The organism is Vibrio sinaloensis DSM 21326, assembly GCF_000189275.1.
Taxonomy (GTDB): Bacteria; Pseudomonadota; Gammaproteobacteria; order Enterobacterales; family Vibrionaceae; genus Vibrio; species Vibrio sinaloensis.
In genome coordinates, this window is record NZ_AEVT01000003.1 from 28,355 (window position 1) to 43,164 (window position 14,810).

General features: G+C 41.9%; 14 protein-coding genes, 1 tRNA gene and 2 pseudogenes. 15 read left to right on the forward strand and 2 right to left on the reverse strand.

Translation table 11 applies throughout. From position 1 onward, the window contains the following. The first annotated feature begins 5 nt into the window (after positions 1 to 5). The 7 genes and pseudogenes from trmY (at position 6) to RH45_RS00705 (ending at position 5,701) form a co-directional block, all read left to right on the forward strand. Positions 6 to 605: a tRNA (pseudouridine(54)-N(1))-methyltransferase TrmY gene (trmY, locus tag RH45_RS00675; RefSeq protein ID WP_008072605.1), complete on the forward strand. Its 600-nt coding sequence runs from the start codon at positions 6 to 8 to the stop codon at positions 603 to 605. A gap of 225 nt (positions 606 to 830) precedes the next feature. Continuing rightward, a pseudogene (locus tag RH45_RS00680) lies at positions 831 to 1,196 on the forward strand (ABC transporter ATP-binding protein); the annotation flags it as partial. A gap of 129 nt (positions 1,197 to 1,325) precedes the next feature. Further along, positions 1,326 to 2,099 carry a nuclease-related domain-containing protein gene (locus RH45_RS00685; protein ID WP_008072609.1) on the forward strand — a complete coding sequence of 258 codons (774 nt, stop codon included), beginning with the start codon at positions 1,326 to 1,328 and terminating at the stop codon, positions 2,097 to 2,099. 226 nt (positions 2,100 to 2,325) lie between these two features. After that, the gene (locus RH45_RS00690; RefSeq protein WP_008072612.1) at positions 2,326 to 3,105 is read left to right on the forward strand and encodes a GGDEF domain-containing protein; all 780 of its coding nucleotides are present in this window, start codon (positions 2,326 to 2,328) and stop codon (positions 3,103 to 3,105) included. A 27-nt stretch (positions 3,106 to 3,132) separates the two neighbouring features. Then, positions 3,133 to 3,621 carry a GNAT family N-acetyltransferase gene (locus RH45_RS00695; protein WP_008072614.1) on the forward strand — a complete coding sequence of 163 codons (489 nt, stop codon included), beginning with the start codon at positions 3,133 to 3,135 and terminating at the stop codon, positions 3,619 to 3,621. Between the two features lie 35 nt (positions 3,622 to 3,656). Beyond that, entirely contained in the window at positions 3,657 to 4,184 is a 528-nt protein-coding gene (locus RH45_RS00700) for a GNAT family N-acetyltransferase (RefSeq protein WP_008072616.1), read from the forward strand. A 509-nt stretch (positions 4,185 to 4,693) separates the two neighbouring features. Next, a complete protein-coding gene (locus tag RH45_RS00705) occupies positions 4,694 to 5,701 on the forward strand; it encodes a methyl-accepting chemotaxis protein (protein WP_158026979.1) in 1,008 nt (335 codons plus the stop codon). Positions 5,702 to 5,766: 65 nt separating this feature from the next. On the opposite strand, the gene RH45_RS00710 is transcribed toward RH45_RS00705, so the two are convergent. Both RH45_RS00710 and deoD read right to left on the reverse strand, forming a co-directional pair. Continuing rightward, entirely contained in the window at positions 5,767 to 5,985 is a 219-nt protein-coding gene (locus RH45_RS00710; protein ID WP_008072620.1) for a YgjV family protein, read from the reverse strand. Between the two features lies 1 nt (position 5,986). Beyond that, positions 5,987 to 6,694, reverse strand: a complete 708-nt coding sequence (deoD, locus tag RH45_RS00715; protein ID WP_008072622.1) for a purine-nucleoside phosphorylase — start codon at positions 6,692 to 6,694, stop codon at positions 5,987 to 5,989. Between the two features lie 170 nt (positions 6,695 to 6,864). Between deoD and RH45_RS00720 the strand changes: the two genes are divergently transcribed. The 8 genes and pseudogenes from RH45_RS00720 (at position 6,865) to RH45_RS00760 (ending at position 14,760) form a co-directional block, all read left to right on the forward strand. After that, the gene (locus RH45_RS00720; protein WP_008072623.1) at positions 6,865 to 7,530 is read left to right on the forward strand and encodes a Crp/Fnr family transcriptional regulator; all 666 of its coding nucleotides are present in this window, start codon (positions 6,865 to 6,867) and stop codon (positions 7,528 to 7,530) included. 437 nt (positions 7,531 to 7,967) lie between these two features. Beyond that, a complete protein-coding gene (locus tag RH45_RS00725) occupies positions 7,968 to 9,422 on the forward strand; it encodes a DUF3360 family protein (protein ID WP_008072625.1) in 1,455 nt (484 codons plus the stop codon). Between the two features lie 212 nt (positions 9,423 to 9,634). Further along, positions 9,635 to 9,709 (forward strand) — tRNA-Gly (locus RH45_RS00730). A 76-nt stretch (positions 9,710 to 9,785) separates the two neighbouring features. Then, complete coding sequence (locus tag RH45_RS00735) at positions 9,786 to 11,114, forward strand: tyrosine-type recombinase/integrase (RefSeq protein ID WP_008072627.1); 1,329 nt, start codon at positions 9,786 to 9,788, stop codon at positions 11,112 to 11,114. Between the two features lie 64 nt (positions 11,115 to 11,178). Further along, positions 11,179 to 11,580 carry a hypothetical protein gene (locus tag RH45_RS00740; protein ID WP_138956411.1) on the forward strand — a complete coding sequence of 134 codons (402 nt, stop codon included), beginning with the start codon at positions 11,179 to 11,181 and terminating at the stop codon, positions 11,578 to 11,580. Between the two features lie 999 nt (positions 11,581 to 12,579). Beyond that, complete coding sequence (locus RH45_RS00750) at positions 12,580 to 13,368, forward strand: HNH endonuclease (protein WP_008072634.1); 789 nt, start codon at positions 12,580 to 12,582, stop codon at positions 13,366 to 13,368. 135 nt (positions 13,369 to 13,503) lie between these two features. Further along, positions 13,504 to 13,940 (forward strand): annotated as a pseudogene (locus RH45_RS00755) (GNAT family N-acetyltransferase). 136 nt (positions 13,941 to 14,076) lie between these two features. Further along, positions 14,077 to 14,760, forward strand: a complete 684-nt coding sequence (locus RH45_RS00760) for a hypothetical protein (protein WP_008072640.1) — start codon at positions 14,077 to 14,079, stop codon at positions 14,758 to 14,760. Positions 14,761 to 14,810 lie beyond the last annotated feature (50 nt).

Here is a 14,810-nt window from a genome sequence, read left to right on the forward strand (position 1 = left end):
TATCTATGAACAAAGCCTTTGTAATTCGCGCTCGCGCGGCATCCACTGATGCAAAAGTTTTCGTCGAGGGTGTCGGTGGCGACGCTCATTCTGAAATTCTCGCTCACGTTTTGATGAACGCAATTTTCACAGCTCAGTCGCATCGAGATGATGTCACTGTTTATCTGGTGATAGAGAGTACCGCAGACTTTTCTCGCACTCTTCGCTTTGAATCTTCTCAGCTTCGCAATATTGGTGGATTCCATGAATCTGCGTTGATCGCTTTGATTGCGCAAGCGTTGCAACATTCGGTTGGCATGAAAAAAGAAGAATTGCGTAATGTCTCTGATGGTTTAAGTGTCGAGACCATCAGTTTCGAAAAGTTGGTTCAGCGCTTGGCGGAAGACTATACGCTCTACTTGCTGGATAAAAAAGGCACAGACATTTGCGATGAGCCTTTTGATGGCAATGCGTGTTTTATCTTAACGGATCATATTCCGATGCCGAAAAAGAGTTGGAACAGCTTAAAGCGTTTGGGTACGCAAAAGATAAGCCTTGGGCCACAAATGTTGTTTGCTTCTCAGTGTATCGTTCTTATACATAACGAGTTTGACCGGCGAGGGTAGGGCTTGCAAAGCTCAAAGTTGTCTACGATCAGACGTGAATAGGCGAGATTACATAAACAGTAAACGATAGTCATAAGCGAGCCTAGTGCTCGCTTTTTTCCTTTCTCAAGCTTTTGAGTGCTCTGAATGGATTGATGTTGGTAAAGGGCAACCTAGACAGTGTAATTATGACCAACTTCTAGGACTTGGATGCATGTTTATCCTGTGTTGTTCGGCGTGGTTGTTCTGTCTGGAGGACAGAAACAGCGCGTGTAGATAGCGATGGTCTTGGCGCAGCAAACGCCGATAGTCCTGCTGGATGAACCGACGACCTATCTCGATTTGGCGCATCAAATCGACTTACTTGAACTGTTAAGAACTCTCAACCGAGAGCAGGGGCATACCATAGTCGCGGTGTTGCATGACTTGAATCAAGCATGTCGATATGCCGACCATCTGATCGCTTTTGCGGATGGCGAAATTGTGGCTCAAGGTAAGCCTAACACTTTGATAAGCTCCGACCTCGTTAAGCAAGTTTTTGGCTTAGATAGCGTGATTATAGAAGACCCAGTGAGTCACACTCCAATGATAGTACCGCGCGGAAATTACTGAAGTTGGGCGGTATAGAAGTAAATAACTTGCGGGAGTGTATCGTAAAAAAGCACATTCAAATGACGTTATTGAACGAAGTACCTTATAATCCAGCCCAGTGAAAATGGATTTTCGTTGTAAAGAGGGACTGTGAATACACTAGATTTTTTAAGTAGCTTGTTTGGTCAACTTTGGTTTTTATTGCTCGTAGTACTCCTACTAGGGCTATTAAAAAGCGCTAAGTTAAAAGGAATGCTCGGTGAGTACATTGTGAACCGCGCCTTGAGTGAGTTGCCAAACCCCGAGTACACCTTAGTAAAGAACGTTACGCTGCCAACGGAAGATGGCACAACCCAAATCGACCATATCCTTGTTTCTAAGTACGGTGTGTTTGTTATTGAAACCAAGAATATGAAAGGATGGATTTTCGGTTCAGTGAAACAGCGCTACTGGACACAGAAAATATTCAAGCACACGTTTAAATTTCAAAATCCGCTTCATCAAAACTATAAACACATCAAAGTGTTAGAGTCACTTTTGACGTTGCCGAGCGATCATTTTCATTCAGTCATTGTATTTGTTGGCGAGAATAGGTTCAAAACCTCTCTTCCAGGCAATGTTCTCAAGGTGAACGGGTGTGTGAACTATGTTCGTGGATTTGACGACGTTATTCTTACACAGGCGCAATGTAATCAAGCACTAAAGAAGCTAAGCGAAGTACGCCATACACCGGGCGTTATGACGGATATCAAACATCAGCGTCACATTAAAACTGTTGTGATGAACAAACAGAGTGTTAAACGTTGTAATCGATGTGGCTCAGAGATGGTGCTACGCGAAGCCAGAAGAGGTCATCATATTGGGCAGTCTTTTTGGGCATGTTCAACCTTTCCCAAGTGTCGCTCAGTAGAGCAATGCTCTTGAACGCGATTGTCGATGACGAATCTAATATCTTGAACTTTCAACGTAACTTGACTTAATTCCGCGAGCTTAAAGAGCTCGCTTTTTTGCGTTTACGTTGGCTAAAATCAGGCTACATCAAAATTATTCAATAGGTTAGAATGATTCTGAGTCGAAATCAGACACTCGGTCGATAGTGAAAATGTGACATTGTTGATTCTGTTGTACGTTGTAAGAGAAGGAAGTCGATTTGCACGAAGTTGCTTTTGAGAGTGATTGGGTTACTAGATTCGGTCGTTTGTGTGTCAAGTATGGTGTTCATCGACTGTCTGCAATCTGCGCCATCTTGTGTACCTTTGTATCTGTGGTGATTACCTGGTCATCAATGGTCTATTTTGATATTCCAAGGATCGACTACGGTCTAATTGTTTCAACCATCATTCCTATTCTTATTTCATACCCTTCATTCTTCCTTGTGTGGAATTTAATTTTGCGTTTGCATCTTGCAGAGCGGGAGATGGCAAACATCGCCAATCACGACCCATTAACCCAATTGCCAAATCGTCGCTGCTTTGACCAATTCGTCGGTGTATTGCTGGAACGATGCCGAGACAGTGAACAAGGCGGAGCGGTTTTCATTGTCGACATTGATCATTTTAAGCAGTACAACGACTATTATGGCCATCAGCAAGGTGACGTCTGCTTACAAGCTATTGCGCGCAAACTGGAAAAAGAGATAGAAGGCTTACCAGGAATGGTTGCACGATTTGGTGGGGAAGAATTTGTTGTGGTGTTAGAGAGCATATCAGCTTCTGATATGCAAAGTATCGGCAATCGGTTGTGCCGTACCGTTGCCGATGAACAGATACCTCACCAAGCGAGCGTGTTAACAGAGTGGGTGACAGTGAGCGTGGGTGGCGGATATAGCCATGACATACACGAGACACAGTGCATTGATGGGCTTATTTCTATAGCGGACAAAAATTTGTACCAAGCAAAGTCTCAAGGCCGTAACACCTTTGTTGGGTAAGAATGTGGGCAAGGTAGTCGAGTTACCATGAAACTTAGACAGATAAACGCATCAGATTTAGCATTACAGAAGCAGTTACTCTTGGTGGCCTTATGGACTCCAGACGATGAGCCCACTCCTCAACCTCATGTGTTAGAGGTACCACACATTAAAGAGTTCTTTGTGGATTGGGGAAGAGAGGGGGATCTTGGCTATTTTGCGTTTGCTGAACAAGATAATCCCGCTGGCATTGTGCAAGTTAGGTACAAATCGAGCCCAACAAGTATGCATCGTAACCTGCCCGAATTAGCGCTTGCGGTGTTGCCTGAATATCGTGGTCAAGGTGTCGGATTGAAGCTGATGGAGCACATTCTCGCTCAAGTCGAGAAGACTGCTGACGGAGTTCGACTGGGTGTGCACCCTAAAAATAAGGCAGCAATCAATCTTTATCATAGGTTTGGCTTTGATGTCTATGAGATTGCACAAAGTGGTTATCCGCAGATGGTTCGAATTCGCAATGCTAAGTCTATTAAGTAACGAGACTGGTCGTGAGTTTAAATTAAGGAATGAGTATGGAATCCAATCGAATTAAACTTCTTCCTCCAAGTCTGGAGCTACAACCGCAGATGCTGCAAGCCATCCGAGAGAGCCAGCATGAGCTTGGAGCCTACCTGCCTTGGGTTCCCTATGCCCTTACCGAGCAAGAATCGATAGAAAACACTCAACAGGCGATAGCAAACTTTGCCAATTTTGAAGGGGAGTTGCGTTTTTCTATCATTGAAAAAGAGACAGAAAAATTGGTTGGTGCGATTGGGCTTATTATTCGCGACAAATCTGTCCCTTATTTCGAAATTGGTTACTGGTTAAGAACTCAGTGCGTTGGGAAAGGCTATGTTACTGAAGCCGTGAAGATGATTGAGCAATATGCGTTTGAAGAGCTCAACGCTCACAGAGTTGAAATTAAAGCCGCAGAAAGCAATCGGAAAAGTCGTGCGGTTGCGGAACGTTGCGGTTATGAGCTCGAAGCTACGCTGCGCAATGAACGTCGATTACCCTCTGGAGAACTCTGTCATACGGTCGTGTATGCCAAAGCTCGTTAATTATGTAGCTGATGAGGATCTGATTGATTCTGTTTGGCACGAAAATTAGACCATGCTAATGATAGGTTTATTTTATTTCAAAATGTAAAAATAGATTTAAGTGATGAATACCTTGTTAGATGACAATTTCGTATAATATCACATTTCTATCGTGATTTTGATAAATTGGTTTATAGATAAATATATTAATTAAACTAAAGGTTGAATCTTTTGGGTGATTTCTGCATAAAATTGTTACATTTGACTTAGTAACATAAATATCAATAGCCTGTATATTGATGTGGTTATTCGAATAATAAAAACTATTACCACAACATAATTTCGGTGTTTATTGTATGACAGTTAAAAAGTTAATCACAATTCCAATTGTTTTAATTATCTTGCTTTTATCTATTAAAATTCTCCACATTGCGATATTCCAAAGCGCAGTTATTAATTACCTGGAAATTTTCTACCTCTCTTTACTATCATTTAGTTTGGTGTGTCTTTGTATCTGTTATTCACGAGTGGTGAAACCACTGAATGTATTTGGAGAACATCTGGAATACCTATGCAACTTCAACCTTCGCCCTGGCCCGGTTTGTGAGTGGTTAGAAAACAACCCTGATAGGCAAGATGAGTTTGGCCAATTGGCACGCAAACTTCGTTCTTTCCGTGAGCCAATTCATACCTTGATCCATCAGCTCAATGAAGAAACCGTTCATAATTTAGCGGAGAACCAAAAAGTCATTTCTGATGTCATTAAAGTGAACGGTGATAACGTGACACAAGATCTTGCGAACGTAGAACAAGCGGCGACAGCCGTGTCAGAGTTGGCGGCAACGGCTATCGATGTCGCCAATAATGCGCAGCAAGCACAAGTTTCGGCAAACCAAGCCATTGAGGTGATTCAAAGCAGTACCGAAGCACTCAATCATGCCAATGGTATCAGTGAGCAAACGCAAAACTCTATGCATGAGTCGAGTAAGATTGTAGATCAACTCAGGACGTACTCAGAGAATATCAGCTCGGTGGTCGAAATTATTTCGACTATTTCGGAGCAGACAAATTTGCTTGCCTTGAACGCCGCCATTGAAGCCGCTCGTGCTGGAGAGCAGGGACGTGGTTTTGCGGTCGTCGCCGATGAGGTTAGGGCGTTGGCGGCAAAGACACAAGAAGCGACAAACAATATTCAATCGAGCATTAGCGAATTACAAAGTTTGACTCAAGTTGCCAGTAATACGATGGAGAAAAACACTGAACTCATTGAACAGTCTAAGTCAATTGGTGATGATCTCAATATTGCATTTGACGATATATTTAAAAAAGTCGAAGTGATGTTAGAAATAAACACACTTGTTGCGACAGCAGCGGTACAACAGTCAACGGTTACCGAAGAAATTTCGATGAGAATGGAAGAAATAAATACTTCTGTGAAAGAAAGTAAAGATAATTCGGACAGTATTACCGATAGCAACGAAAATATTAACGGGCTAACAGGAAAACTATACGAACAGGTTTCAAGGTTTACCGTGTAACGAAGTTAATATTCAGTTGTGATAAGAATAAGCGAATCTCATGAAACGAGATTCGCAAATTATTCTTATCGTGTTCGAACAAGTTGTGCGATATGGTACACGTTAATCAAAGCGCAAAATGCGTTCATTACGACTACGGGAGGTGCGTGAATGAACAGGCCATACACGACGAACATCACGCAACCGACGAAGTTAATGTAACGTAAGCGCTTCATGTTGGTCATCAGTAATGAAATACCAACGAACAGTGAACCTAGGTACCCCAGTAGTTCTACATCCAACATCTTACAAACTCACAGCGGTATTTAACGCCAGCAACATCATCTTATCGAAGGTTGTTTCTCGCTCTTGAGCGGTTGTCTCTTCACCCGTGATGATGTGATCAGAGACGGTGAGAATGCTGAGTGCCCGAACATCTTGCTCCGCAGCGATAGCAAACAGCGCCGCAGTCTCCATTTCTACCCCTAAGATTTTCATTTTCAGTAAAGCAGGTACAAGGTTTTCATCACAACCATAGAACAAGTCGTTGGTGAATACGGGGCCAAAGCGAACTTGCGGATCATTGTTTATGACCTGATTCCAACACGCTTTAAGCAAATCAAAATCGGGTACTGCGGCATAGTCATAACCAGCGAAGCGCGCTCTGTTGGTATTGCTTGCGGTACCAGCTCCTGTCGCAACGACAATGTCACGGACATGAATGTCTTCAGCGACGCCACCGCAACTGCCAATTCTAATCAAGTTTTTTGCACCATATTCGCTGATCAATTCGTGGAAATAGATCGAAGCGGAAGGAATGCCCATACCGTGGCCCATTACCGATATTGGCTTTCCTTGGTAGTCTCCGGTGTAACCATACATGTTACGTACATCGCAGACCAGTTCTGCGTTGTTTAAGTATTTTTCGGCGATGTACTTCGCACGCAGTGGATCGCCCGGAAGTAGTATTGTTTCTGCAAAAGCACCTGATTTCGCGTTGATATGTGGGGTCATATTGTGTTCCTCGTTTGGTTTGTTAATTGGATTATCAAGCGAGAAGTCTCTGACTGGCAGGACAATTGTCCATCGCGTCATTGGCACGTTCACACATTTATCAACTCTCTCTGGAGCACTTGAAGGGGCTCAATTATTCTTAATATCGAACCCGAAGAAATGGTGTAAGGATGAATCAGACACAACTTCTAGAGCGCGGCTTAAAGCACATCCGAGAGTTTGTCGCGAGTCCTGAATTCAAAACCAAGCGGTTTTTTGAAGGCGACTACATTGTTAAGCAAGACCAACAGCTGGACTTTGTCTACTGGGCGAGTGTTGTTCAATACAGTATTTTCCATACCGCTCAGAATGGTAAGTCACTCAGCTTAGGAGACTACTATTCGGAAGATCGCTTTTTTGGTGAAGTGGAGCTCTTTTCCGATGAAGGTTTTCAGTTTGATGTCGTGGCGACCGCTGATGTCGATTTAACTGTGATACCTTATTCCGCTTTTGTTGAATTTCTTGCCAATGATGGTGCTGTTGCGTTTTGGATGAATAGCAAGATGGCAACGGTCTACCAACAGTCGATGCAAGTAGCGATTGAGCGTTCTTTGTATCCGCTTAGGTTCAACATATTGAAAGACATTATGTGCCAAGTGGAGGAGGCAGCGCCTTCTGTTAATCATGCATACATGTACCAAGAAGCTCAGCGTTTTGGCTGTAGTGAGCGAGCCTACAATCGAGTCGTGCGTGAGTTAATTGACGAGGGGCTCATCAGTAAGAGAGATTCAGATAACCGTTTACTGCCGAAAAATATCCCTGCCATCGCCCAATGTCTTGAACGTTACCAAGGCTAAAGTGACGTTCAGTTAACCGCTATAAGTGCGATTTTTAAATTCTATATAAATTCAGTTGCATTTAACTTGGCTTTTATTTTTCAAAAAAAGCCAAAATTGACGTTTTTATTACAACACTAAGTACTGATTGTATATGTGTTTGGTTGATATGCGGCGGGTTTTTATCCGTGCGGGGATATTCTGTATTGTTTTCTTTAGCGGTTTTTTATTCTGACTTTAAACTGATTACATAATTATCTAATGGTGAAACTAAACATTTCATTAGTGATAAAGACTTATTGTGATTCATATCTCAACAAAACGTTTAAATGTGCGCTAGGCCGCTTTTGTTTAATGCGACTTTTCAGTTAGAAAGTAACACTGATATATGTCAATTTTCTATTACTAGAAATATTAATAATTAATGGAGTATTCGATTTAAATATATGGAGTGAATAATGAGTCACACTGAACAAAGTGCATATCAATCGCGCAGGCGTAAAGCGAGCGAGTTTGAATCACGTGACCAATATCTAGAGCATGAGCTTTCAATTCTAGACCTAAAAAGGTGGCGTGTGCATTTGCCATTCAGAGACTTTGGTGTCGAGATAGAAGACTGGGTTCCCGCCATTGCTGCAACGATAGGTAAAGTAGTAATGGTAACTGCGATGGTTGCAGCTTTTGCTGCGCAGTTTGGTCTTTCGGCTGAGTTTGTCGCGGAGAATGTACGATTTGAGTTGTTGATTGCAGGCTTACTGTTTGTTGTTTTCTTTTCTGCGATCCTTAATCCATTAAGTAACCTTGCAGGCACGCATGGGCCGATGATCCCACTTATTCCGCTTATCGCGGCTGCGGGGGGACACCCATTAGCGTTAGGTATTATGGTTGGTGTATTTGGATTAATATTAAGTGCAACCAAAGGTGGCTCTAAACTGGTGAAATTAACTGGTGAGGGCGTTCGAGGTGGCCTACTTATTTATTTAGGTGCTGTTGGTTTAATTGGTCAGCTCAATAAGTTTGAAGCTTGGTCTGTTTCAACGGGTATGGATGCAGTTTCGTTCATTGTTATTTCAGCGACGATTGTTATATACGCCTATTTAGCCAAAATTGAAAAACGCTGGCTTGCTATTCCACTGTGTTCATTTATTGCAGGAGCGGTCGCCTTTATTATGGGTGTACCTTTCGAATTCACCACTGAACCTGGCTTACCTAATATGAGTCCGTTTTATTGGTGGGGTGAGAATACAGGCTGGCAATTAGGATGGCCGCAATTAGAGCACTACATTGCTGTTATTCCATTCGCTATTTTAGCTGTAGCAATGTGGTCACCAGACTTCTTAGGCCATCGTGTATTCCAAGAACTTAACTACCCTAAAAAAGCCAAAGGCGCGCTAATGGATGTTGATGACACCATGACAGTGTGTTCTATTCGCCAAATGGTTGGGGCGGGTCTAGGTGGGGGTAACTTAGCGTCCTCATGGGGAACTTACATGATCCCAGCAGCTATTGCTAAGCGCCCAATCCCAGGTGGTGCACTGCTCACTGGCTTGTTATGTGTTGTTGCCGCCGTTATGGGATACCCTATGGATCTTGCGATGTGGGAACCGGTTCTACGTGTTGCTTTGTTAGTTGGTGTGTTCTTGCCTTTGCTAGAAGCAGGTATGCAAATGGTTAAAAATGCGCGTAATTCACAAAGTGCAGGTATCTGTATGTTTGCTTGTGCTTTGGTCAACCCAGTGTTCGGTTGGGCGATTACTATGCTGCTCGACAACATGGGTCTCATTGGTAACAAAGAGCGCGCAGATTCTTTAGCGAAAGTCGATAAAGTAACCATTCCACTAACGACCGCCATTATTTGTATCGGTGCGCTTGCTGTGGTCGGTCAGTTGCCGGGTATTCCAGCACTTATTTAATTTTCACGCTCGTTAGTCAGCGTCAGTGTTTATACTGGCGCTTTTTTATCGAAACGGATCAAAGTCAGGGGTTCAAAGTTGTTGATTGTTTAAGCAGAACGTTGAATTTATGCACTTGAGTGGTTATCAAATCGCCACTTGAAGCGAATTGGAGAAAAAACACTTTTCTTTTCAGCAAGATCTGGCATATTAGATCTCGTCAACACGACGTAGCGTACTTCGTATAATGGCTATTACCTCAGCCTTCCAAGCTGATGATGCGGGTTCGATTCCCGCAGTACGCTCCAAAATTCTTCAATAATTTCAAAGATTTACATCAATTCTAAGCAATTCCAATTGGCAGTGATACGACAAGGTGTCACGATGTACATTTTTCGAAATCGTAATTCTACCTACTATTCTCGTTTTTACTTTCCCTCTCAATGGGTTAACTTTGGATACCCAAAAGAAGTGCGTTTTTCCTTGCGTACCAAGGAACGCTCCATCGCTATTGATCGATCTCTAGTTCTCCTTCAGTCTGCACGTTCAATGGTCGGTGGGACAATCCCTGATGCAAGCGTTAGAGATTTCGTCTCGGCATTCAAAGAGACGATCAGTGCCATAGTAAAAAACGGTTTTGTGGAATCTGCTGAATTGGCACCTAGCCTGACTGATACGACACAGCCAGCATCTATGGAACCGAGTTCAATTACCTCTAATGTCGGCCGTTCAGTTTCAGTGTTATTAAGTGAGTTTGTTGAATGCAAGCAGCTTGAAGGTGTTAAGCCCAAAAACATTGATCTGCTTAGCTCGAGAATCAATAACTTTTTTGAGAACCAAACTGTTAGCCCTGATTCTGTGACCCCTCGCCACGCTAGTGCATTTCTCAAAAGCCTTTATGGTCGAGGGCTATCCGCGAAGACTGTACGGGACTATCTCGCAGCGACTCGGCAGTTTTATAGCTGGATGATTACAATGGAGTACGCGACTGTTAATCCCTTTGAAAATGTTAGGGTCAAAAAGGACGTTAGGCTCCCTAGTGAGCAGCGCAGAAGGTGGAGTAGGGAAGAGCTAGTGAAGCTATTCTCACATGACAACTTTGCTGGTGTAATTGGAACAAATGATTCAACAGTAAACTATCAGAAGAAGCTAGAAGACTATTGGATCCCGTACCTGCTATTGTTCACTGGTGCACGAGTGAGCGAGATCTGTCAGTTGCGTACCGAAGATGTCCAAGAACGAGAAGGTGTTTGGTGCATTAGCGTGAATGAAGATGAAGGCAAGACTGTTAAAACTAAAGCGTCCATTCGCCATATACCGTTACACAAAGAATTACTCAATATGGGGTTCTTGAGTTATGTGAACCATCGTTATGGAGCTCGTAAGGATAAGTTGTTTGATATTCGGCCGTATGGAAAAACCATGTGTTGGTCAGAGCAGTTCGGTAAGCGTTTTACTAAGGTATTAAAAGCTATTGGGTTTACAGGTGCTCAACGACCGACGTTACACGGTTTGCGTCATACGTTTGTTGATTCTGCTCAGGCTATAGGTTTGCCTGAAAATGAGGTTTGTGAAATCGTCGGTCACGCAAAACAAAGCATGACATACGGAAGATATGGAAAACGCCTATCGTTGATGAGGTTAAAGAGTTTGATAGATGAGATCGATTTTGGTTTTGTTCCAATCACCATACAAGTTAACAGTCGGTCTTGAAGTGCTCATCTTAAATTTTCTATTCTTTAAATAAAACATGAACCAAATAACTCAACAGTACGAAATGAATATCAAACAGAGTGAGCAAGAGGAGTTTAATCAATACCTCCGACCTTATTTAATGGCACATCATGAGCGCGCATCTAAACTCGAGTGCGAAGTAATCAGTAAAGTTTTTTATGTTTATTTAGAGCTAGGTATCCTAAATGGAAAAGCATTAACAAACGAGAGCAAGTTTGCCGCGCTGGTATCTCGTAGATGCCGTGCTCATTTAAGAGCAGAATCAGTTAAGAAAACTGTTATTTCTTCAGTTAAGTCAAGTCAAGAGGTCGGTATCAACGTGCCTCAACTAGCTTTCAGAATAGTGGAAGAGGTAGAAGAGTTAATTCTCAACGAAGGTCGCCACAGAGACTCTACTGTAGTTGAACGCATGCCTGATCGAGAACTGGGTTATTTGGTTAACTAGTCTGAGCTATACAACAAAATGGCTTCGTCCTGAACAAGTTACCTTTGGCACCTTCTACTTTGAAAGTGCCTCACAATCATTGAGGTTAAATACTCTACACAATTCAGAGGCCGTCGTTTAACCTACTGAAACTCATTCAATTGAGTTGATAACTGTTCATTCTTGTCATTAGGCGACATCTTGCAATCTAATTTCCCGTCATATGTTGTAACTTGTTGATTATCGTTTGAGTTAACATGAAAATGACTGCAATATCGAAAGATTAAAGACGACAATTTGACGTCTAATATGCGTTAGCCATTTCATATCATCAATCTTACTTTTCGTTGAGCAATAAAAGTGAATCGATTTATCTCACATTATTCCTTTGACTAATGATATGTAATATCAATAGTTTTAATGTGTTATGACGTAATTATGATTAATTATAAGCAAAAGATTTATCTGCTATCTTTATGTTTACTTTTTGGCTGTAAGACAACGGAGCAAATAGTACAAGATCGTAAGGTTGCTATCTCCAATATGGATAACTTAGATATATGTTACAACCTGGGAAAGCAAGATGATTTTGACTACTGGAAGCTTATTAAGAATGAGGAATTCCATAGGAAAAATACAACTCATTCATGGGATGTTCCGGACACCTTGTGCAACAAAGCTACTGATATGGGTAGAGAGGCTCTACTGAAAAGTGAGATACGAAAGCAGAAACATAGAGATGAATTAGTCGATGCAATTAACAGCGCTTCTAAGTCTATAAGTAATGGATATCGGAAAGCGGCAGATGTCTACGGCTCGCAAACTAGAACGACCTGTCAAAGCTATGGCTCTGAAACTAACTGTATTTCATATTAATAAATGGCTAACAAACTGTTTAAGAGTGATTCGCAACGCGTGGCATTTCACTATGCGTTGCGTTTGGTGTTTAAGGTGGTATGCGGTGGCTTTGGTATTGCGTTGCTCACACCTTAACAGGGCGTTAGGCATTTGGAGGTAACTATGAATATTTGGCGTTTAATTGCCCATCATGAAAATGCATCAGAATCTATTGAACTCATGAAAGACTTAGGTTGTATCGCTATTGGTTGGTCGGATATTGGCGACTTAAAGCAAATAGCTCCAAACAACCAATCAGAGATAACCAACTTGATCGACTCCTCTTACCCAAATTTGGATAATGCGCACTTAGGAGGTCCAAGTCTCTGGAATCTTTATCAAAACGTAAAAGAAGGTGATTTTGTTATTGTAAACACAAATGGTCGTAGAAACTGTGTTTTTGAGGTTACTGGACCTTACGTATTTAATACAGAAAACCCTATTTTGGGGTATATGCACCAGCGACAAGCAGTGTTGACAGATATCTCCGCAGAAAAATTATGGAAAGATTGTAGCTCTACTGTCCAAGCTGGTCAGAATATACGTTGGACACTTGCCGGTTGCCAATTCTCTGAAATAGCTGAAGGCACAATTCTTAAAGAAGGTGCAAGATTTTCAGTTATTTCAACTGCGATTGAAAGGAATCCAGCGGCTAGGAAAAAGTGCATAGAGCATTATGGTTATACCTGTGCAGCATGTGACATCAATATGGAAAGTAAATATGGGCGTATTGGTAAAAATTTCATACATGTGCATCACCGCATAGATCTTGCTTCAATTCAAGGTATCCATAGAGTTGATCCACTTCGTGATTTAATTCCTCTATGTCCAAATTGCCATGCAATGATTCATAAGGAAAAACCAGCAATGCCGTTAGAAAAGTTAAGAGCAATATTGCGAGAGCATGCCTAACAAAGCATTTAAGAGTGATTCCCAACGCTTGGCATTTCTTATTCCATCGTTGGGCTTTGTGTTTACGGTGGTATGGTTAGGTTTCGTGGTAGCGTTGCTCACACCTTAATGCGGTGTTATGTGCTCGGAGGAAATATGGAAATTCAGAAAGTCCAAAAAGCGGACTTGGATGCAGTAACAAGGCTTGTGTCAGAGGTTTCGGCCAAGGATGTGCTTCCACTGCTTAATGCACAAGGAAAGAAAGAGTATAAGGACAGAGTTCTACCTGACCTAGCGACTACTTTCGATGATGAGAATTTTTCATCAATTAAGGCTGTATCGAGTGGGGAAATACTTGGTTTTGCTGCTTTGCGTATTTAACACACTTGTTTGTTGCTAATTCTCAACAGAGTTCAGGCTTAGGTCGTACGCTATTGAATCATTTGCTCAATCAAACAGACGCTTGTGAGGTTAGTCTACGCTCTTCGGTGAATGCTGTTGGGTTCTACAATCGCCATGGTTTCGTAGCAACAGGCGAAGAAGCAGAGTTCAACGGAATTCGTTTCGTGCCAATGTCTTTAGTACGCACATAACAAGCAATTTAAGAGGGATTCACAACGCTTGGCATTTTTGCTTCTACTTCAAATTTAGTGTTTATGGCACAATGCTTTAGGTTTGGGTGGAGGCGTTGTTCACCCCTTAATTGGGCGTTATACACAAAGAGGTAATATGAGCGATATCTGGGTAACAATAATTACGGGAGGCTTTTCTGGGGCTGCGGTAGTTGCTTTTCTGAGTAAAGCTCTGGTGAATAATGCGTTTAAGAAATCCTTGGCGCATCATCAACATGAGTTAGATTTACGAAAACAGTCTTTACAGACTGAGTTAAGCATCAATGCGGAGCATCTAAAGCTAAAGTTTTCACAATATGAAGAATCCAAAAAAACAGCGTTAGAAAAAATATATGCCGCAGTTGCGAAAACTAGTATCCCTAGGGCTAAGCTGAAACATAACTATAATTTTGAGGCAGCAGATAACTTTCAAGCAGCGTATTTTGACGCATTTAAAGAAACATTTGATGCTTTTGACTTATCTTTCAAGAAAATATCATCAGCTTATGAGTGCTTAGAAGATAATGCTATATATGTTGATGATAAAACTGAGCTTTTGGTATCTGAGTGTTTGTCGAAAATATTGGCAAGTTATTTAAAAAGCCACGCTACACTGAAATCTCACCATGTTGTGGCTCAAAGTCTGTTTAAGTCAGGTCAACTGACTATCGACTCCGCCCCAATCGACTTTTCAAATTTTAGTGAACAAGTTCAAGCAAATTGGCAAGGGTTAGCTGCTGAGCCTAAGAGAGTACTAAAAAATACAATCCGGGATCTTCTCACTCCGAACAATTGTGTATAACAAACTGTTTAAGAGTGATTCGCAACGCGTGGCATTTTTACTATGCGTTG

Bases quoted from the DNA above. Each gene is read 5' to 3' on its own strand.
- RH45_RS00720 (WP_008072623.1), top strand. From the start codon at position 6,865: ATGAATCAGACACAACTTCTAGAGCGCGGCTTAAAGCACATCCGAGAG.
- RH45_RS00735 (WP_008072627.1), top strand. From the start codon at position 9,786: ATGTACATTTTTCGAAATCGTAATTCTACCTACTATTCTCGTTTTTAC.
- trmY (WP_008072605.1), top strand. From the start codon at position 6: ATGAACAAAGCCTTTGTAATTCGCGCTCGCGCGGCATCCACTGATGCA.
- RH45_RS00710 (WP_008072620.1), bottom strand. From the start codon at position 5,985: ATGTTGGATGTAGAACTACTGGGGTACCTAGGTTCACTGTTCGTTGGT.
- RH45_RS00740 (WP_138956411.1), top strand. From the start codon at position 11,179: ATGAATATCAAACAGAGTGAGCAAGAGGAGTTTAATCAATACCTCCGA.
- RH45_RS00750 (WP_008072634.1), top strand. From the start codon at position 12,580: ATGAATATTTGGCGTTTAATTGCCCATCATGAAAATGCATCAGAATCT.
- RH45_RS00725 (WP_008072625.1), top strand. From the start codon at position 7,968: ATGAGTCACACTGAACAAAGTGCATATCAATCGCGCAGGCGTAAAGCG.
- deoD (WP_008072622.1), bottom strand. From the start codon at position 6,694: ATGACCCCACATATCAACGCGAAATCAGGTGCTTTTGCAGAAACAATA.
- RH45_RS00695 (WP_008072614.1), top strand. From the start codon at position 3,133: ATGAAACTTAGACAGATAAACGCATCAGATTTAGCATTACAGAAGCAG.
- RH45_RS00760 (WP_008072640.1), top strand. From the start codon at position 14,077: ATGAGCGATATCTGGGTAACAATAATTACGGGAGGCTTTTCTGGGGCT.
- RH45_RS00700 (WP_008072616.1), top strand. From the start codon at position 3,657: ATGGAATCCAATCGAATTAAACTTCTTCCTCCAAGTCTGGAGCTACAA.